This is a genomic window from Brucella tritici, from assembly GCF_008932285.1.
GTDB lineage: Bacteria > Pseudomonadota > Alphaproteobacteria > Rhizobiales > Rhizobiaceae > Brucella > Brucella tritici.
This window is the reverse complement of record NZ_WBVY01000005.1, coordinates 102,410-119,991: the sequence shown is the minus strand read 5'-3', so window position 1 is coordinate 119,991 and position 17,582 is coordinate 102,410. Positions and strand designations below refer to the sequence as shown.

Here is a 17,582-nt window from a genome sequence, read left to right as displayed (position 1 = left end):
GGAATGTACTTCCACGCATAGTCCCGAAAAGTTGCAGACTTTTCGGATGAGACTTTGCGTCAAAGAATGCACATGAGCACCGGAAGCGCAAAACAACGCCATTTGCAGGCCGTCACGGCTGGAATATCTCCAGTTTAGATGCCTGACTTCCCGTCGGGTCCAATATAGGCGATGCGCAGCATGTTGGTCGCGCCAGGCGTACCGAATGGGACACCGGCGGTAATGATGACGCGGTCGCCGGCCTTGCCGAACTCCTCGTGGAAAACGATTTCGCAGGCATGGTTGACCATGTCTTCGAGATCATGCGCATCGGCGGTCACCACGCAATGCAGGCCCCAGACGAGCGACAGCTTGCGTGCGGTATCGACGACCGGCGACAGGGCGATGATCGGCGTGCGCGGACGCTCACGTGCAGCACGCAGACCGGTCGTACCGGAAGCAGTGTAGGTGACGATGGCCGAAAGCTTCAGCGTCTCTGCGATCTGGCGTGCAGCAAGCGAAATCGCGTCGGCACCCGTCGGTTCTGGTGCGGCACGCTGCGCATCGATGATGGTCGAATAGGTTGGTTCCTTTTCAACCTGCTCGGCAATGCGGTTCATGGTGGCAACGGCTTCGACCGGATACTGGCCCGAGGCCGATTCTGCCGAAAGCATGATCGCATCGGCGCCTTCAAACACAGCCGTTGCAACGTCGGACACTTCAGCGCGGGTTGGGACGGGCGCTGTAATCATTGATTCCAGCATCTGCGTCGCGACAACGACCGGCTTGCCAGCACGGCGCGCCTTGCGGGTAATCTGCTTCTGAATGCCCGGAACGCTTTCGAGCGGCACTTCAACGCCAAGATCGCCGCGCGCGACCATCAATGCGTCGGAAAGCTCGATGATTTCATCGAGACGCGTTACAGCCTGCGGCTTCTCGATTTTCGACATCAGGCCGACCTTGCCGCGCGAAACCTTGCGCACTTCGGCCAAATCTTCCGGACGCTGGATGAAGGAAAGCGCAACCCAGTCGATTTCTTCCTTCAGGACGGCGTCGAGATCCTTGCGGTCCTTTTCTGTCAGCGCGCCCACGCCAAGCGTCGTATCAGGCAGGCTGACGCCCTTGCGGTCCGAAATGCGCGTTCCGGAAACCACCTTGCAGCGGATCGACTTGCCGTCGCTCGCCTCGGCGACCAGATGCAGCTTGCCATCGTCGATCAGCAGGCGATGACCCGGCTCGACAGCTTCAAGAATTTCCGGATGCGGAAGATAGACGCGATGTTCATCGCCGGGCGCTTCGTTGTTGTCGAGGGTGAAGGTCTGGCCGGGAACGAGATCGGCCTTACCGTCCTTGAACTTGCCAACACGCAGCTTCGGGCCCTGAAGATCGGCCAGAATGCCGATCGGACGGCCCAGTTCCTTTTCCACATTGCGGATGCGCTTGACGAGGGTGCGCATCAGGTCATGGTCGGCATGACTCATATTGATGCGGAACACATCCGCGCCTGCCTCAAACAGCTTGCGGATGACGGCTTCCTCACCCGACGCCGGACCTAGCGTGGCGAGAATCTTGACCTTGCGGTTGCGCTTCATTGACTATTCGTTCCTGTAACAGTGGGGTTTTCTGTCGGCGTTTCATCGGTGAGCTGAACCATCCAGCTCGATTGTTCCCCGGTGTCGTATTCCTGGAAGCCATTGCGCTGGAACCCCCGCGCAAAGCAATCCTGGACGCCAGTAATACGGAATTCTTTCTCGGCCACGCACATATTGACCTTGCCCTCCCAGCGTCCGCCACCCTGAGCGTCTTCCGCATAGAGGTAATAATAGCGCGAGGTCAGCGGCCCCTCGATGAGGGTCTTGCAGCTTGATCCGTCGATGTGCCACCAGCCTTCGGTCACCCAGCCGGTCTTGGCTCTGTAGCCGATAGACACGCCCACAAGGTTCTGGGTTGCATTGCATACGCGGAAATCCGCACGAGCCTCTATGGATGTCATGCCCAGCGCAGTCATCAGCACACCGGCAAACAAAACTAGAGATAGTGGAAGTCGCATACGCAGAACCCCTTCAGCCCGCTATCGGTTTTATCGAACAATTTGTATTGCACAGGGAAATCCCATCTCGGGCAAATCCCATTTCGGGTCGCTCTCTTTTCGGCAGTTTCGCCTTTGATGTCAACGCAATCCCATTGAGAACAGGTCGTCTTCATTAAAGAATGATCGTTGCAATCCGGGCTTTCTCATGACAGACCTGAAACAGCTTCCCGCACAACACAGAAATAATCCCCTTATTTAGCCTCGGATTTCGCTCCATGCCGCTTCAATCCGGATCAACCGCTTCGTCGCCGTTCTCGCCAGCGCATAGTGTCGACGGCGATTTCAGTCTCGGCCTGCTCCTGACCGCCGACCACGCACGGCGTGATGTTCCAGCCGAATATGGCACACTTGGTTTGCAGACAAGTGAATTCGACCGGCACATCGCCTATGATATCGGCGTAGAGAATCTGACCCGCAAACTTGCAAGCCGTCTGAACGCGCCTGCGGTCCTCGGCGGGTTTTCGCGACTGCTGATCGATCCCAATCGCGGCGAAGACGACCCGACGCTTATCATGCAATTGTCCGATGGTGCGGTTATTTCCGGCAACTACCCTATGTCGGCAGGCGAACGCGAAGAACGGCTCGAACGCTTCTATCGCCCCTATCACGATACAGTCGCACGTGCGAGCGAGCGCGTGACGGCTGAAAGCAGGGCAGCGCCTTTCATTGTTTCGATCCATTCCTTCACGCCGCGCTGGAAGGAAAAGGCCCGCCCCTGGCAGATCGGCCTTCTCTGGGACAAGGACGACCGCGCCGTAAAGCCGCTTTTGTCGTTGCTGCGCGAAAACGCTGATCTGACGGTTGGCGATAACGAACCTTATGACGGTGCCCTCAAGAACGACGCCATGTACCGCCATGCGACGGCTAAGGGCTTCGCCCATGTCCTGATCGAGGTACGACAGGACCTGATTGCCGATGGCAAGGGTGCAGATGAATGGGCCGACAGGCTGGCGCCGATGATCGCGCGCATCAACACCTTGCCCGGCATTCATGCGGTCCAGCATTTCGGCTCGCGGACTGATCGCAGTGAGTAACAGGCCTGTCAGGAGAGGCTTTACCCGCTATCCACAGGGCTTGACCCGCCAAATCGGGTCGTGCATCGAAAAAAGCTCTTAATTTTGCCTGCGACTCGCGGGAAAAACGGTCCAGACTTTCGATAAGCGGTTTTCGCGCAATGCGTGTCCGCATCATCACAGACTTTGAATTGGAGAACTCCTCGTGAGCGACGACATTACCAGCGAAGCCCAAACCATTGCTGTCGGCCAGTTGCGCGCTTTCATCGAGCGCATCGAGCGCCTGGAAGAAGAAAAAAAGACCATCGCCGACGATATCAAGGAAGTTTACGCGGAATTGAAGGGTTCAGGGTTTGACAGCAAGGTCGTGAGGACCATTATTCGTCTGCGTAAAAAAGAAGACCATGAACGTCAGGAAGAAGAAGCCATGCTGCAGCTTTATATGGATGCACTTGGCATGGGCTGATTTCGGCTCTTCCCGAAGCCTTCCTTCTTCCTGAAATCGAAACCCGACGGATCGCCCGCGATTCGTATTCAGAGGAAGGGGATAGGGTCTATGGAGTTCAGGAAGCTCGGACGTACCGAACTCAATGTTTCGCCGCTTTGCTTCGGCGGCAATGTATTTGGATGGACGGTCGATGAAGCGACATCATTCTCGCTTCTCGACCGTTTCGTTGATGCCGGATTCAATTTCATCGACACGGCGGATGCCTATTCCGCCTGGGCGCCCGGAAATGTGGGCGGCGAATCCGAAACCATTATCGGCAACTGGCTCAAATCCCGTGGCCTGCGCGATAAAGTCGTTATTGCCACCAAGGTCGGCTCCGAAATGGGCCCCGACGAGAAAGGCCTTTCCCCGGCCTATATCCGCAAAGCGGTCGACGCCTCCCTCAAACGGCTGCAGACGGATTATATCGACCTCTATCAATCGCACTGGGACGATCCCGAAACTCCGTTCGAAGATGTGCTCGGCACCTATAAGGAGCTCATCGACGCAGGCAAAGTGCGCGCCATCGGTGCGTCCAATCTCACACCTGAACGGCTGACAGAGGCGCTTGACGTCGCCCGGACCAATAATCTGCCGCGCTATGAAAGCCTGCAACCGCTCTATAATCTTTATGATCGCGCTGATTTCGAAAATGGGCTGGAGAAAATCTGCCGTGAAAACGAACTCGGCGTTATTTCCTATTATTCGCTGGCAGCAGGGTTCCTGACCGGCAAGTATCGTTCCGCTGACGATCTTGGACAAAGCGCACGCGGCAAATCGGTCGAAAAATATCTGACGGATCGTGGCTCGCGGATCATTGCTGCACTCGATGACGTTGCACGCAATCTCGATGTCACGCCTGCGCAGGTTGCAATTGCATGGCTCATCGCACAGCCGTCGATCACAGCCCCTATCGCCAGCGCCACACGCTCGGCCCAGCTCGGCGACCTGATCGCTGCAGCCGAACTGAACCTCAGCGATGATGAAATCGCCTTGCTGAACAAGGCGAGCAGTTAAGTTCGAAGATTATGTCGAAGGGTAGCCTTACCCTTCGATTTCCTCTCGCAACATTTCCAGCTCCAGCCATTCTTCTTCCATGGCCACATTTTCGGAGCGTTTCTTCTCCAGAAGATCGGCAGTCTTGGCAAACAGCGTCGGATCCTTGGCATAAAGCTGCGGGTCGGCAAGCTTGCCTTCCAGCACCGCGATTTCCTTCGAGAGAGCATCCATCTTGCCCGGCAGGGTTTCGAGCGCAAATTTCTGCTTGTAAGAAAGCTTGCGCTTTTCCTCACGCTTCGGCTGCGAAGTGTCCTCTTCCGACTTCTTGTCACTTCGGCTGCCTGACACCTTGACCGAGCGCCGGTTCAAAGCCTGCTCCTTGCGCTGCGCCATCATGTCGGCATAGCCGCCCGCATATTCGAGCCACCGTCCGTCACCTTCCGGCGCAATCACCGACGTAACCGTGCGATCCAGAAAATCACGATCATGGCTGACCAGAATAACCGTGCCGGGAAAACCTGCGACCAGCTCCTGCAGCAGATCGAGCGTTTCCATATCAAGATCGTTGGTTGGTTCGTCGAGGATAAGCAGGTTGGCGGGCCGCGCCAGAACGCGGGCCAGCATCAGTCGTGCACGTTCGCCACCGGAAAGTTCGCGAATGGGCGTGCGCGCCTGTTCAGGCTGGAACAGAAAGTCCTTCATATAGGACACGACATGCCGTTGCTCACCGTTGACCACGAGGCTTTCGCCGCGCCCGTCCGTCAGATAATGCGCCAGCGTCTCATCCAGATTAAGGCTTTCGCGCTTCTGGTCGAGTTCGGCCATTTCGAGATTGACGCCAAGCCGCAAGGTTCCGGAATCCGGCGCAAGCTTGCCAGTCAGAAGCGACAGAAGCGTGGTCTTTCCGGCACCGTTGGGTCCAACGAGACCGATACGGTCACCGCGCTGCACCCGGATCGAAAAATCCTTTACCAGAACACGCTCGCCATAGGCCTTGCTCAACCCCTTGGCTTCAATCACCAGCTTGCCGGATTCCTTGGTATCGCTTGCCGCCAGTACCGCCGTCCCTTGTGCCTTGCGATGATTGCGAAAATCGGCACGCATGGAATGCAGTTCGCCGAGACGGCGCATATTGCGCTTGCGGCGCGCCGTAACGCCATAACGCAGCCAATGCTCCTCGCGCGCAATCTGCCGCCCCAGCTTGTGATGGTCGCGCTCTTCCTCTTCCAGCACCTTGTCGCGCCATTCCTCGAAATGGCCAAAGCCCTGCTCAAGACGACGCGTAAGACCGCGATCCAGCCAGACCGTCGCCCGGCTGACATTTTCCAGAAAGCGGCGGTCATGCGATATCAACACGATCGCCGAGCGAATCTGGCGCAGTTCGCTTTCCAGCCATTCGATGGTGGTCAGATCCAGGTGGTTGGTCGGTTCATCCAGCAGCAGAACGTCGGGCTGCGGCGCGATCACCCGCGCCAGGGCGGCACGGCGTGCCTCGCCACCGGACAGATGATCCGGCTTTTCGTCGCCGGTCAGTCCGAGATGTTCGAGAAGATAAGTGACACGATGCGGGTCGTCGGCAGGTCCCAGCCCCGCTTCCACATAGGCGCGAACATTGGCAAAGCCATCCATATCCGGCACCTGCGGCAGATAGCGGATAGTTGCGCCCGGATGTTTGAAAACCTCGCCCGATGTCGCTTCCACCATACCGGCTGCAATCTTGAGCAGGGTGGATTTACCCGAACCGTTGCGCCCGACGAGCGCAATGCGGTCGCCTTCGCTCACCGAGAGGGCGGCATCCTCCAGAAGCGGCGTGCCTCCAAAGGTGAGCTTGATCTGGTCGAGGCGAAGGAGTGGTGGTGCCATGGTTCTTTTCGATAAACAGGGTTTAAAATTCCGCCCTGCTTGTCCGCGACAAAAGCCGTTCTGTCAAATGGTACGGCACGAAAAGACCCGTGAAAAACAAACAGGCCGGGTTTCCCCGACCTGTCAGCAAACTTATTTATCCAGCTATTGCCGGCCCAGTCATTACTGGCCCAATGCTTACTGGCAAGGCGCTTCGTAGACGCGGCCATACGGATCACGGTAACGGCAGTACTGCGTTCCGTTGCGCGTCTGGGCTGCACCAAGGAGCGTACCGGCAACGCCGCCGATAGCAGCGCCAGCAAGAGCACCACGGCCATTGCCGCCGATTGCGCCACCGGCGAGAGCGCCGAGTGCTGCGCCACCAACGCCATAACCGGCCGTGCGCTGTTCATTCGTCGTGCATGCAGCCGTCGAGAACGCAAGCACGCCAGCAACAGCAATCATCGTAAGACGTGATTTCATTGAAACATCTCCTACAAGAGTTGAACTAATCACCGACTTTGCGTCCCCAATTTCGGCGTAAAGCAGATGACACCCGCTTGGCCCATTTACAATACGTTTCGCCTGCCAGCGTCAAGCTCTTTCGATTGATAAGGTTAGCGGCCTCAGCGCGGTGTTTCCTCCATCGCCAAGTTGGCGATAAGTATCGCCAATCCAGAATGCGCAGTAACACGAAGTGTTCCACGGACTACATTGGAAACCGTCCATGAAGAGCCGAAAGGCAGTGTCACATTATCTAACGGCCACTCCGCATTTGTGATCGAAAGGCCTTCGACAGTGTTGAAATTAATCACACTGAACGGCGTTCCATCGGGAAAGTCATAGACATAATCTCCCGGCGGCAGAGGCCAAGCCTCCTCGGAGCCACTGGACAGAAGCACGTTCCGCCCTTTTGCCGCCTGCGCTGTCACCATGGTCAGGTGCAGCAGCGTGTGATCAGTGCGCTGCCCGCCGAAAGCTCCACAGAGGATCACCCGATCCGCACCCCGCATATAGGCTTCCTCGAAGGCCAGTTCTCCGTCCGTCATGTCCTTAGCGGCAGGGAACGTCTTTTGCGGCACATGTCCATATTGCACGCGAAGCTCTGCAGAGGTCGAATCGAAATCACCGAGCCACAGTTCCGGCTCGACACCAAGCGCCGCAGCGTGCCTGATCCCGCTATCGGCAGCGAGAATACGCGCACCTGCTATTTGGCGCTTCAGGCGATCGGTCACGACCAGATCGCCGCCGAGGAGAATGACGAATGTGCTCATAAGCCGCTCATAACACGGGCAAATCCGCGCCGGAAGCCTGCATTCGCTGCCGTAGCTATCCCCCGAAAGATTATTGCCCTTCCCGTTGCGAAAGATTATTGTCGCAACCGCTCTAACGGGGTGCCGTCTGCTTTCGCGGATGGCTGAGAGGCCCAAAGAGCATTTCCAGCAAAAGTGTGAAACGTTTTGCGTCCGGAAATGCTGAATAAAACGGCCAACCCGCTGAACCTGATCCGGTTTGCACCGGCGGAGGGATTAGACGCTCCATAAACGGCGCTCAATCCTCTTGTAGTAAAAGAAAGGAAGTGCCGTGATGCGGCTTTTATCTTTGCTGGCTATTTCATTTTCCGCAGCCATGGCTTTCACGCCTTCAGCGCAGGCGAAAGACAAGCTCACCGTCTATACCTACGACAGTTTCGTTTCCGAATGGGGTCCGGGGCCAAAGGTGAAGGAAAACTTCGAGAAGGAATGCGACTGTGAAGTTGACTGGGTCGCCTCCGCCGATGGCGTTGCACTGCTCAACCGTCTCAAGCTTGAAGGCAGCAATACCAAAGCCGATATCGTCCTCGGTCTCGATACCAATCTGACGACCGAAGCGCGCGCTACCGGCTTTTTTGCACCAAGCGGCATCGATCAGAGCAATGTGAGCGTTCCGGGCGGCTTTAGGGACGATATGTTCGTTCCCTATGATTACGGCTATTTCGCCGTGGTCTACGATTCGGAAAAGCTGCCCAATCCTCCAAAGAGCCTGAAAGAACTGGTCGAAGGCGATCCTTCGCAGAAGATCGTGCTGCAAGACCCGCGCACGTCAACGCCAGGGCTGGGCATGCTGCTGTGGATGAAATCGGTCTATGGCAATGAGGCGGAAGCAGCCTGGCAGAAACTGCAGAAGCGCATCCTCACCGTCACGCCTGGCTGGTCGGAGGCCTATGGTCTCTTCACCAAGGGTGAAGCCCCGATGGTGCTGTCCTATACGACATCTCCCGCCTATCACATGATCGCGGAAAACACGGAGCGCTATAAGGCTCTGGCCTATCCAGAAGGCAATTATCTCCAGATCGAGCTGGCCGCTCAAACCACGACCGGCGCAAAAAATCCTCTGGCGCAAAAGTTTCTGGCTTTCATGACCGGCCCCGGTTTCCAGGATGTCATTCCGGAAACCAACTGGATGTATCCAGCCGGCAAGACTTCCGCCCCGCTTCCAGCCGCTTTCGACGCACTGCCGAAACCGGAAAAGACGCTTCTCTTCCCTTCCGACGAAGTCGCCAAGAACCGGAAGTCATGGGTCGATGAATGGCTGGCCGCGACCAGTAAATGACAACATTTCCGGCACAGCACCGCTCGAAGAACATATCCGCCGCGAAACCCGCGGCGGGTGCACTGGCACTTGTCTTTCTGGTCGTGCTTGCCGGCGGCGCGCTTGTCGCACTGGCATTTGAAGCGGGCAGCGGCGCCTTCGATGCCGCTGCCAATTTTGACGCCTATCTATGGCGGGTTGCTCGTTTCACGATCCTGCAGGCAATCGCTTCAAGCCTGCTTTCCGTGCTGTTTGCGGTTCCAGTCGCCCGCGCACTCTATGCCGAAGTAAATTTTCCGGGGCGCGGGCTTATTCTGCGTCTGTTTGCCCTGCCGCTTGCGCTGCCAGCCCTCGTCGCAGTGCTCGGTGTCACCAGCATCTATGGCCGAAACGGGTTCATTGCGCACCTGTCCGAAGCTGCGGGGCATCCGTTCCAGCCGGACATTTACGGCATTACGGGCATATTGATAGCCCACATCTTCTTCAATATGCCGCTCGCAGTTCGTCTCATTCTTGCAGGATACGAATCCATACCGACCGATTACTGGAAGCTTGCCGCACAGCTCGGCATGGGCAATGGAGCGCGCTTCCGGCTCATCGAATGGCCTGTGATCCGGCGCAATCTGCCGGGCATGATTGGACTCATTTTCATGCTCTGCGTGACGAGTTTCACAACCGTACTGACGCTCGGCGGCGGACCGCGTGCCACCACGCTGGAAGTCGCAATCTACCAAAGCCTGCATTTCGATTTTGATCCAGGTCGTACTGTCGCCCTCACTTTCACGCAGCTTGCGCTGACATTGCTCGTTCTTCTGGCCCTGCGCCTGACCGGCAGGCCATCCGAAGAGGGCTTCACCCATGCGGCGACGCCGCGACGCTACGGCAAAACGTCTACGGCTGAACGTGTTTCGAACATCGTCATCATCGGGATGGGTTTCCTCTATGTCGCACTGCCAATTGCAGGCGTTGTCATCTCCGGTCTCGCAGCCGATCTTGTGCGGCTACTGACGGAAAGGACGGTCTGGCGCGCGATCGGCACCAGTCTGGCGCTCGGCTTTTGCGCGGCGTTGCTATCGGTCATTCTGTCACTTGCGCTTGTATCGGCACGTGAAGCGATGAAGAAACGCAAGGTCTCCAGTATTTTCGATACCGGCGCCAGCCTGATCCTTGTCATGCCGCCAATCGTGATCGGCGCTGGCTGGTTCATCCTGCTTCGCCACTTCACCGATCCGTTTGCGATGGCGCCGTTCATGGTCGTCACCGTGAATGCGGCGATGGCCATGCCCTTTGCCGTGCGTCTTCTGCGGCCCGCATGGGACACAGCGGCCAGTCGCCACAACCGGCTTTGCGCGCAATTGGGCATTCGCGGCTTCAACCGCCTTCGGGTTATCGACTGGCCTTCGATCCGCAAGCCTTTCGGCATGGCCTTTGCCTTTGCCATGGCGCTTTCTCTTGGCGATCTCGGCACGATTGCCCTGTTCGGCAGTGACGCGCTTTTGACATTGCCCTATCTCCTCTTGCAGCGGATGGGCAGCTATCGCACATTCGACGCGGCGGGTCTGGCGCTTATTCTCGGGCTGCTTTGCCTCGTATTGATGATGATCGCGGATCGCGCATCCCGAAAGGAAACGCCTTCTCTATGAATGCCCGAATAAACGTCCTCGCCGAAATTCGCCTCGATAAGGTTCGTTTCAGCTATGGTGAAACCGCCATGCATTTCGATGCGACGATAAAGGGCGGTGTCATTGCTGCGGTTGTCGGGCCAAGTGGTTCGGGCAAGTCGACACTTCTCAACCTGATTGCCGGTTTCGAACTCCCGCAATCCGGTCATATCTTCATCGGCGATAAAGACGTCAGTGAACTTCCGCCAGCCGACCGGCCTGTTTCGATGGTGTTTCAGGAGAACAACCTGTTTGCCCACCTGACCGTTGAACAGAATGTCGGTCTCGGACGCTCGCCGAACCTGAAGCTGACCGCAGAAGATCACATCGATATCGCAGAAGCCCTGTCGCGTGTCGGGCTCGCAGGCAAAGAACAGCGCAAGCCTGAAGCGCTTTCCGGCGGCGAACGTCAGCGCGTGGCGATTGCCCGCGCCCTCATACGCCAGCGCCCGATTTTACTCCTCGACGAAGCCTTTGCCTCGCTTGGCCCTGCATTGCGGCACCAGATGCTGGATTTAGTGCGGGAACTTCAACTTGAAACCGGCATGACGGTGCTGATGGTGACGCACACGCCTGAAGATGCGCTCTATCTCGACGCAGTGTTGCTTTTTCTCGACAATGGCACGATTTGCGCGATGGGCCCCGCCGCTGAACTGCTTTCGCCGACTGGACCGGAAGCATTGCGGCACTATATCGGCGAAAAGCGGAGTTCAGGGCTGAGCCTCAAATAGAGTTACAATTGCGGACATATTTTGTTCGCAATCTGCCGGAAGAACCGGCTACAGCTTTCTTATAGTGCCCATGTACGACTTGTACGCTTTCTGGTCTGTGGCTAGATTTGGTCCCGGATCAAGCAATCTGATTCAGAAGCGAGGATAAAATACTGTTCCGTCAATCGACCCGTTTCCGGGCCTTCCTGCGTCTCCCCATCTCTCTGCCAGAATGGACGCAGCAAAATTGGCGGAAGCCAGCCATCGGTCTTGGCTTGCTTGCGGTCGCCCTGATTTCAGGTTGCCAGTCGATCAATTCCAGCAAGGATCTGGGACTACAGCCTTCCGACAATCCCGTAACTGTCGACAATGTGACGCGCAATGACCGGCTGGCGCAGCTCGGTGCCCAGCAGCATCCGCGCATCCTCGCGACCTATGGCGGTGAGTACAAGGACCAGAAGCTTGAGCGTATGGTGGCGAAAATCGTTGGCAAGCTGACGACCGTTACCGACAAGCCGGATCAGACCTATCGCATCACCATCCTCGACAGTCCCAATATCAATGCCTTCGCATTGCCGGGCGGCTATCTCTACGTTACGCGCGGCCTGCTCGCGCTCGCCAACGACTCTTCGGAAGTCGCGGCCGTGATTGCCCATGAAATGGGCCACGTCATTGCCAATCACGGTATTCTGCGGCAGGAGAAGGAAGCAGAGACGGCCATAGCCGGGCGCGTCGCCAGCGAAGTCCTGCATAATGAATCTGCCAGCCGCGAAGAAGCGCTGCGCGGCAAGCTGCGGCTTGCCCAGTTCTCGCGTAATCAGGAACTTCAGGCGGATGCCATCGGTATCAAGATGATCGGCGAAGCCGGCTATGACCCGTTTGCTTCGGCGCGTTTCCTGCAATCGATGGAAGCCTATCAGAGCTTTCGCTCGGTTTCGGGCGCGACCGATGCCAGCCTCGACTTTCTTGCAAGCCATCCGGCAACACCACAGCGCATCCAGCTTGCGCTCGGTCATGCACGCCGCATCGGCGCACCCGGCGTCGGCACGACGGATCGCGATTCCTTCCTCAACGGAATTGATGGCCTTCTCTACGGCGACTCGCCCAATGAAGGTTATGTCCGTGAGCAGACCTTCATTCATCCGAAGCTCGGCGTCACTTTCCGCGCACCAGATGGCTTCAGCATCGACAATTCAGCCAATGCGGTCATGGCAAGCGGCCCCGGCGAAGTTGCCATTCGTTTCGATGGCGCTTCTCTTCCGGCGGGATCAAACCTTGCCGATTATATCCGGTCCGGTTGGGTGACGGGGCTCGATGACAGTTCGATCCAGACCACCACCATCAACGGTTTGCCCGCAGCGACCGCGCGCGCCAGCGCCGACCGGTGGCAGTTCGACATTGTGGTCATTGGAGCAAACAACAAGGTTTATCGCTTCCTGACAGCGGCACCGAAAGGCAGCAATGCCCTTCTGCCCGCCTCGCAGACGGTCACGCAATCCTTCCGCCTGCTGTCACCAGCCGAACAAAACGCCATCAAGCCACTACGCATCCGCGTTGTGACAGTGAAGCCAGGCGACACGCTGGCCAGCCTGTCGGCACGCATGCAAGGCACCACCCGCAAGCTGGAACTGTTCCGCCTCCTCAATGCCATGTCGGCGGGAGCGACGGTTTCGGTCGGCGACCGCGTGAAGCTGATCAGCGAGTAAGTCACGATGACGGAAACTCTCATTCACTCTGTCCTTGCTGGAAAAGTCGCTCCTCTCGGGGCTCGCGGCGCTCCAAGCGGCATCGACAAGCAGCCGGTTTCCGGCAAGGCCCGCGTGACTTTCGAAGGGCTGGACTGCGATGCGCAGGGCGATCGGAAAGTGCATGGCGGCCCGGAAAAGGCACTCCATCATTATCCGCACGATCATTATGCGGTCTGGCGCGAAGAGATCGGCGACAACCCGCGTCTGAGCGCGCGTGGTGCTTTCGGCGAAAACATTTCCACATCGGGCCTGAACGAGCGCAATGTTGCCGTGGGCGACAGGTTTCGGCTCGGCAGCGCGCTTGTCGAGGTTTCACAGGGCCGCCAGCCTTGCTGGAAACTGAACGAACGCTTTGCAACCGCCGACATGGCCGTGCGTGTCCAGAAGACGGGGCGGACAGGCTGGTATTATCGTGTTCTGGAAGAAGGCCACGTGGAAACCGGCGATACGATGATCCTTATCGACCGCCCTTCACCGGACTGGACACTGCACCGTGTCTGGCATCTGCTCTATGTCGATACACTGAACTATGACGAACTGGCAGTAATGGCGGAGCTTTTGCATCTCGCCGACAGCTGGAAGCGCTATGCAGTACGCCGCCTCGAAAATCGCAAGGTTGAGGACTGGTCCGTTCGTCTTGAAGGCAAAGTCGCCGAACCACAAAAGTAAGGAGCCATTCGGCCCCTCTACTTGTGTTGCCCTCGTCGTAACAGCTTATGCTTGATAGGCAGCCAGTTCGTGCTGGCTCAACAGGGCAATCTTCAGCTTCTCCATTGCACGGCTTTCGATCTGCCGTACCCTTTCCTTGGAGATGCCGAGCTTTTCCCCCAGCGCTTCAAGCGTCACGCCGTCATCGTCGAGACGACGCTCACGGATGATATGCAGCTCGCGCTCGTTCAGCGTATCGAGCGCCACATTGAGCCACTGATTGCGGCGTTCCATATCGATGGAACTTTCGGCGATCTCATCCTGCAGGGGATGATCGTCAACCAGAAAATCCATGCGACGCGACGCGCCCGACTCCTCGTTGTTCACAGGCGCTGACAGTGAACTATCCGGCCCGGAAAGGCGGCTGTCCATGATCTCGACATCGCTTGTCGAAACACCGAGCTGATCGGAAATTTCCCGATACATCTCAGCCTTGGTCATGTTGTCATCGGACTGGGCCAGCTTTGAACGAAGCCGCCGCAGATTGAAGAAGAGCGCCTTTTGCGCTGAACTTGTACCACCACGCACGATGGACCAGTTGCGCAGGATATAGTCCTGCATCGACGCGCGAATCCACCACGACGCATAGGTCGAGAAACGCACTTCCCGTTCGGGATCGAAACGTGCGGCAGCTTCAAGAAGACCGACATAACCTTCCTGAATGAGATCGTTCATCGGCAATTTGAACTTGCGGAAGCGCCCGGCCATGGAGATGACCAGTCTCATATGTGCCGATGTGATACGATGTAGTGCTTCCTGATCTTTCAGTTCCTTCCAGCGAATGGCGAGGGCTCGCTCCTCTTCGCGCTCCAGATAGGGAGCCGACATTGCGCTGCGGATCATGGATTGAGAAGAGGCTGCTGTCGCTGGGAGGCTACGCGCAACCATAGGCATGCGATTGGCTGGAACTGCGGAAGAACTGCTCATGGATGACTGCTTCATCTGGTTCTCCTGTTCTGAACTCACGCCCGTCGGGCGTTCAGTGGAAGGATATGCCAGTCCCACAAAGACTCCTTGGACGAACATGCGAATTCGCCCAAAACTCCCCGCCAGGCCCATTCTTTGGCCAATATGACTACGCCGCAAAACAAACCCGCTTACGAACTGGTGTCTGGAAGAACGCATCAGCTGCGATCAGGTTCCCACCATCCAAGGATAAATCTCTGACTATGCAGAAAGATGACTGGAAGGGTTAATGATTGACTGCGAAATTCAATAGAATTTTAACCAGATAATATTGCTCTCTACTCGCATGGAGAGCTGCGGACCCAATTCCTGCTGTGGGCAGAGCATGTCTCCCGAAAATGGGGCTCTGACAAACAAAAAAAGCCCGGCAAGAGCCGGGCCTTTTTGAAAGAAGAGAAGTAAAGCTTATGCGGCTTCGACTTCATCATCGTCGAGGTCCGCTTCAGCGTCGGCCTTGCCGCGCTTTGGTCCCTTGGCGAGATTTGCTTCGATCAGACGAACAGCCTCGGTTTCCGAAAGCTTGTTCACGGCAGCGATCTCGCGCGCCATGCGATCAAGGGCAGCTTCATAAAGCTGGCGTTCCGAATAGGACTGTTCCGGCTGGTTTTCAGCGCGGAAGAGATCGCGGACAACTTCCGAGATCGAGATCAGATCACCGGAATTGATCTTCGCATCATATTCCTGGGCGCGGCGCGACCACATGGTACGCTTCACACGTGCGCGGCCCTGTACGACCTTCAGTGCACGTTCAACATAGTCGGTCTCCGACAGCTTGCGCATACCGATGGAAGCGGCCTTGGCAACCGGCACCTTCAGGCGCATCTTGTCTTTTTCGAAATCGATCACGAAAAGCTCGAGCTTGTGGCCTGCCACTTCCTGCTCTTCGATGGTGACGATCTGGCCGACGCCATGAGCCGGATATACGATGGCCTCACCGGCCTTGAAACCGCCACGCGCTACTGGAGACTTTTTCTGCTGGGATGACATACGCTTCATTACTCCCTGTTGTGCCCGGCGCGACCCGCCGGTTGACACATGATGTTCGACCGCGCTCCGGAGAAGTGAAGCACGGAAGTTGTTTGTCGGCTTGGAACTGAAAACGTATCTGACGGCAAATCTAGCCGACCGGGTGTACGGTGAGGGGGACGACGCCAAATCGCAATCATCTTCCCCGGTGCCATTCAGCCCGGTACTAAAGATCAGCCCTTTCAGAGATTAACGCATAGCGCCACGAATTGACGTCCAGTCACCGAAATTATTGGAGCAACCTAACACAATTTCGCGAAAGAATCAACAAATTGCCAAATATGTCCTATCTGGCAATGCATCACGCCTAAAAGATGGGCGTTTTCCCGTGATTTCATTCGTCTTCTGCCGATGCATTGCAGAAAAAGCAAGTGATAAATCCTGCATTCCTGCGATGTCGGACAACCTGGCAGTTTTGCCGGGTTGAACCTACTTATTCCGGAAGCGCGAAGTCTTCCGGAACGAAGACATACTTATACAATACCGTCCAGCTTGCAGCAGACTGCAAGCATTACCTGCAACGCCGGCCGGGTATCAGTCGCCGCTACCGGGCTCGGCAGAGAAATACTGCTCCAGCTTGCCAGCCACGCCGTCCATTTCCTTGGCTTCCGGCAGGGCGTCCTTCTTAGCGGTAATATTGGGCCATTTTGCCGCATATTCCGTATTCAATTCCAGCCACTTGTCGAGGCCCGGTTCGGTGTCGGGGCTGATCGCCTCGGCAGGGCATTCCGGTTCACATACGCCACAATCGATGCACTCGTCGGGATTGATGACGAGCATGTTTTCGCCTTCGTAGAAGCAATCGACCGGACAGACCTCGACGCAGTCCGTATATTTGCAGCGAATGCAATTATCGGTCACGACATACGTCATCGTCGAACTCCTGTTGCCGCCCGAATTCCAGAAGAGGCAGCTTATCTATCCTACAGCTTTGCGCCGATACTCCGGCAAGCCGACAACCGGCTCGGGGCTTTGGAATATCTCGCCACGAAGTCACTGTGCACGGAAATGGTTGCTAGTGGATTGAATTCGACGTTTGATATCCCTCCGATATCAATCTCATTTCAAACGTCAAATTCGAAAAATCCACTAGATCCATAGGTTCATTAGTGGTCTTTTAGTTTCCGACATTTGCTCGACGTCTGTATCAGGGAGGATGCAAATGTCGGAATCAGACCACTAGCCTCAGCCATGCCCTTTTATGACAATGCGTGAGGTAACGATTTTATCCTGCCGTGACAAGGGTACAAACGCCGCAATGTCACGAAGTCACGCACATCTGAAACAGCATTTCGTTTGAAGGCTTTTACGTGGAAAAGGCTTTCGCCGGGACGGTTCAACACGCAATTTCCATCACCGCCAAAAGATGCCTGCGGCAACGCGTCCGTATCAGTTTCCGCGCAAACGATCCGTTTCACGGCGTTCTTTCTTGGTCGGGCGCCCGGCTCCGCTCTCACGTTGCGGCGTTACCGCCTCCGCCGCCATCGCAGTAGCAGATACCGGTGGCGGCGAAAGATCTTCATAAAGAAGCTGGGCTTCAGGCGCCGGACCGCGGCGCTCACCTGGAGCAACGATCTTGTAAACGAGGATACGACGGTCGAGTGTGATGGTCAGCACATCGCCAACCTTCACCTGATGAGCGGCCTGCTCAATCTTGTCACGGTTGACCCGGACCTTGCCGCCGACGGCGAGTTTCGCCGCCAGCGATCTTGATTTGACCACGCGCGCGAAGAACAGCCACTTGTCGATTCGCTGTCTTGCGCCCGCTTCTGCAGTCATC

17 protein-coding genes and 1 riboswitch are annotated in these 17,582 nt (G+C 56.8%); of the genes, 8 read left to right on the top strand and 9 right to left on the bottom strand.

Annotation, left to right across the window (positions count from 1 at the left end; translation table 11 throughout):
* Nucleotides 1–134: 134 nt before the first annotated feature.
* Together pyk and F9K94_RS19545 are read right to left on the bottom strand one after the other, a co-directional pair.
* Entirely contained in the window at nucleotides 135–1,571 is a 1,437-nt protein-coding gene (gene pyk, locus F9K94_RS19550; protein WP_061348003.1) for a pyruvate kinase, read from the bottom strand.
* Nucleotides 1,568–2,029: a DUF1036 domain-containing protein gene (locus tag F9K94_RS19545; protein ID WP_061348002.1), complete on the bottom strand. Its 462-nt coding sequence runs from the start codon at nucleotides 2,027–2,029 to the stop codon at nucleotides 1,568–1,570. The genes pyk and F9K94_RS19545 overlap by 4 nt, the downstream gene beginning before the upstream one ends.
* Nucleotides 2,030–2,286: 257 nt before the next feature.
* Here F9K94_RS19545 and F9K94_RS19540 point away from each other — a divergent pair, with 257 nt between their 5' ends.
* The 3 genes from F9K94_RS19540 to F9K94_RS19525 all read left to right on the top strand — a co-directional run bounded on the left by F9K94_RS19540 (nucleotide 2,287) and on the right by F9K94_RS19525 (nucleotide 4,588).
* Nucleotides 2,287–3,105: an N-formylglutamate amidohydrolase gene (locus F9K94_RS19540; RefSeq protein ID WP_151647860.1), complete on the top strand. Its 819-nt coding sequence runs from the start codon at nucleotides 2,287–2,289 to the stop codon at nucleotides 3,103–3,105.
* A 184-nt stretch (nucleotides 3,106–3,289) separates the two neighbouring features.
* On the top strand, nucleotides 3,290–3,550 hold the full coding sequence (locus tag F9K94_RS19530) for a DUF2312 domain-containing protein (RefSeq protein WP_061348000.1): 261 nt from the start codon (nucleotides 3,290–3,292) through the stop codon (nucleotides 3,548–3,550).
* 90 nt (nucleotides 3,551–3,640) lie between these two features.
* On the top strand, nucleotides 3,641–4,588 hold the full coding sequence (locus F9K94_RS19525) for an aldo/keto reductase (protein WP_151647856.1): 948 nt from the start codon (nucleotides 3,641–3,643) through the stop codon (nucleotides 4,586–4,588).
* Between the two features lie 27 nt (nucleotides 4,589–4,615).
* Here F9K94_RS19525 and F9K94_RS19520 read toward each other — a convergent pair whose 3' ends face one another.
* From F9K94_RS19520 to F9K94_RS19505, 3 genes are all read right to left on the bottom strand, one after another.
* On the bottom strand, nucleotides 4,616–6,433 hold the full coding sequence (locus F9K94_RS19520; RefSeq protein WP_151647854.1) for an ABC-F family ATP-binding cassette domain-containing protein: 1,818 nt from the start codon (nucleotides 6,431–6,433) through the stop codon (nucleotides 4,616–4,618).
* Nucleotides 6,434–6,610: 177 nt separating this feature from the next.
* A complete protein-coding gene (locus F9K94_RS19510) occupies nucleotides 6,611–6,895 on the bottom strand; it encodes a hypothetical protein (RefSeq protein WP_010661429.1) in 285 nt (94 codons plus the stop codon).
* A 143-nt stretch (nucleotides 6,896–7,038) separates the two neighbouring features.
* Entirely contained in the window at nucleotides 7,039–7,686 is a 648-nt protein-coding gene (locus F9K94_RS19505; protein ID WP_151647852.1) for a thiamine diphosphokinase, read from the bottom strand.
* 106 nt (nucleotides 7,687–7,792) lie between these two features.
* A riboswitch (TPP riboswitch) is annotated at nucleotides 7,793–7,958 on the top strand.
* 41 nt (nucleotides 7,959–7,999) lie between these two features.
* On the opposite strand from F9K94_RS19505, the gene thiB reads away from it, so the two are divergent.
* The 5 genes from thiB to F9K94_RS19480 all read left to right on the top strand — a co-directional run bounded on the left by thiB (nucleotide 8,000) and on the right by F9K94_RS19480 (nucleotide 13,771).
* The gene (thiB, locus tag F9K94_RS19500) at nucleotides 8,000–9,004 is read left to right on the top strand and encodes a thiamine ABC transporter substrate binding subunit (protein ID WP_151647851.1); all 1,005 of its coding nucleotides are present in this window, start codon (nucleotides 8,000–8,002) and stop codon (nucleotides 9,002–9,004) included.
* Nucleotides 9,001–10,626 (top strand): thiamine/thiamine pyrophosphate ABC transporter permease ThiP, encoded by a 1,626-nt coding sequence (gene thiP / locus F9K94_RS19495; protein ID WP_151647849.1) that lies wholly within the window; start codon nucleotides 9,001–9,003, stop codon nucleotides 10,624–10,626. The genes thiB and thiP overlap by 4 nt, the downstream gene beginning before the upstream one ends.
* Nucleotides 10,623–11,375 carry a thiamine ABC transporter ATP-binding protein gene (gene thiQ, locus F9K94_RS19490; protein WP_407922057.1) on the top strand — a complete coding sequence of 251 codons (753 nt, stop codon included), beginning with the start codon at nucleotides 10,623–10,625 and terminating at the stop codon, nucleotides 11,373–11,375. Before thiP ends, thiQ begins: the two co-directional genes overlap by 4 nt.
* 203 nt (nucleotides 11,376–11,578) lie before the next feature.
* Nucleotides 11,579–13,060 (top strand): cell division protease CdlP, encoded by a 1,482-nt coding sequence (gene cdlP, locus F9K94_RS19485; RefSeq protein WP_061347993.1) that lies wholly within the window; start codon nucleotides 11,579–11,581, stop codon nucleotides 13,058–13,060.
* A gap of 6 nt (nucleotides 13,061–13,066) precedes the next feature.
* Nucleotides 13,067–13,771: an MOSC domain-containing protein gene (locus F9K94_RS19480; protein WP_151647847.1), complete on the top strand. Its 705-nt coding sequence runs from the start codon at nucleotides 13,067–13,069 to the stop codon at nucleotides 13,769–13,771.
* A 45-nt stretch (nucleotides 13,772–13,816) separates the two neighbouring features.
* On the opposite strand, the gene F9K94_RS19475 is transcribed toward F9K94_RS19480, so the two are convergent.
* The 4 genes from F9K94_RS19475 to F9K94_RS19455 all read right to left on the bottom strand — a co-directional run bounded on the left by F9K94_RS19475 (nucleotide 13,817) and on the right by F9K94_RS19455 (nucleotide 17,581).
* The gene (locus tag F9K94_RS19475; protein ID WP_061347991.1) at nucleotides 13,817–14,752 is read right to left on the bottom strand and encodes an RNA polymerase factor sigma-32; all 936 of its coding nucleotides are present in this window, start codon (nucleotides 14,750–14,752) and stop codon (nucleotides 13,817–13,819) included.
* Between the two features lie 429 nt (nucleotides 14,753–15,181).
* Nucleotides 15,182–15,763 carry a CarD family transcriptional regulator gene (locus tag F9K94_RS19470; protein WP_006471273.1) on the bottom strand — a complete coding sequence of 194 codons (582 nt, stop codon included), beginning with the start codon at nucleotides 15,761–15,763 and terminating at the stop codon, nucleotides 15,182–15,184.
* Nucleotides 15,764–16,336: 573 nt separating this feature from the next.
* Complete coding sequence (gene fdxA, locus F9K94_RS19465) at nucleotides 16,337–16,675, bottom strand: ferredoxin FdxA (RefSeq protein ID WP_061347990.1); 339 nt, start codon at nucleotides 16,673–16,675, stop codon at nucleotides 16,337–16,339.
* Between the two features lie 516 nt (nucleotides 16,676–17,191).
* Nucleotides 17,192–17,581 carry an RNA-binding S4 domain-containing protein gene (locus tag F9K94_RS19455; protein WP_010661439.1) on the bottom strand — a complete coding sequence of 130 codons (390 nt, stop codon included), beginning with the start codon at nucleotides 17,579–17,581 and terminating at the stop codon, nucleotides 17,192–17,194.
* Nucleotide 17,582: the final 1 nt, after the last annotated feature.

Excerpts from the sequence above, each read along its gene's own strand:
- F9K94_RS19520 (WP_151647854.1), bottom strand. The coding sequence starts at position 6,433 with ATGGCACCACCACTCCTTCGCCTCGACCAGATCAAGCTCACCTTTGGA.
- thiB (WP_151647851.1), top strand. The coding sequence starts at position 8,000 with ATGCGGCTTTTATCTTTGCTGGCTATTTCATTTTCCGCAGCCATGGCT.
- F9K94_RS19455 (WP_010661439.1), bottom strand. The coding sequence starts at position 17,581 with ATGACTGCAGAAGCGGGCGCAAGACAGCGAATCGACAAGTGGCTGTTC.
- fdxA (WP_061347990.1), bottom strand. The coding sequence starts at position 16,675 with ATGACGTATGTCGTGACCGATAATTGCATTCGCTGCAAATATACGGAC.
- F9K94_RS19475 (WP_061347991.1), bottom strand. The coding sequence starts at position 14,752 with ATGAAGCAGTCATCCATGAGCAGTTCTTCCGCAGTTCCAGCCAATCGC.
- F9K94_RS19470 (WP_006471273.1), bottom strand. The coding sequence starts at position 15,763 with ATGTCATCCCAGCAGAAAAAGTCTCCAGTAGCGCGTGGCGGTTTCAAG.
- F9K94_RS19525 (WP_151647856.1), top strand. The coding sequence starts at position 3,641 with ATGGAGTTCAGGAAGCTCGGACGTACCGAACTCAATGTTTCGCCGCTT.
- F9K94_RS19540 (WP_151647860.1), top strand. The coding sequence starts at position 2,287 with ATGCCGCTTCAATCCGGATCAACCGCTTCGTCGCCGTTCTCGCCAGCG.
- F9K94_RS19505 (WP_151647852.1), bottom strand. The coding sequence starts at position 7,686 with ATGAGCACATTCGTCATTCTCCTCGGCGGCGATCTGGTCGTGACCGAT.
- thiP (WP_151647849.1), top strand. The coding sequence starts at position 9,001 with ATGACAACATTTCCGGCACAGCACCGCTCGAAGAACATATCCGCCGCG.
- F9K94_RS19545 (WP_061348002.1), bottom strand. The coding sequence starts at position 2,029 with ATGCGACTTCCACTATCTCTAGTTTTGTTTGCCGGTGTGCTGATGACT.
- F9K94_RS19480 (WP_151647847.1), top strand. The coding sequence starts at position 13,067 with ATGACGGAAACTCTCATTCACTCTGTCCTTGCTGGAAAAGTCGCTCCT.
- F9K94_RS19510 (WP_010661429.1), bottom strand. The coding sequence starts at position 6,895 with ATGAAATCACGTCTTACGATGATTGCTGTTGCTGGCGTGCTTGCGTTC.
- pyk (WP_061348003.1), bottom strand. The coding sequence starts at position 1,571 with ATGAAGCGCAACCGCAAGGTCAAGATTCTCGCCACGCTAGGTCCGGCG.
- thiQ (WP_407922057.1), top strand. The coding sequence starts at position 10,623 with ATGAATGCCCGAATAAACGTCCTCGCCGAAATTCGCCTCGATAAGGTT.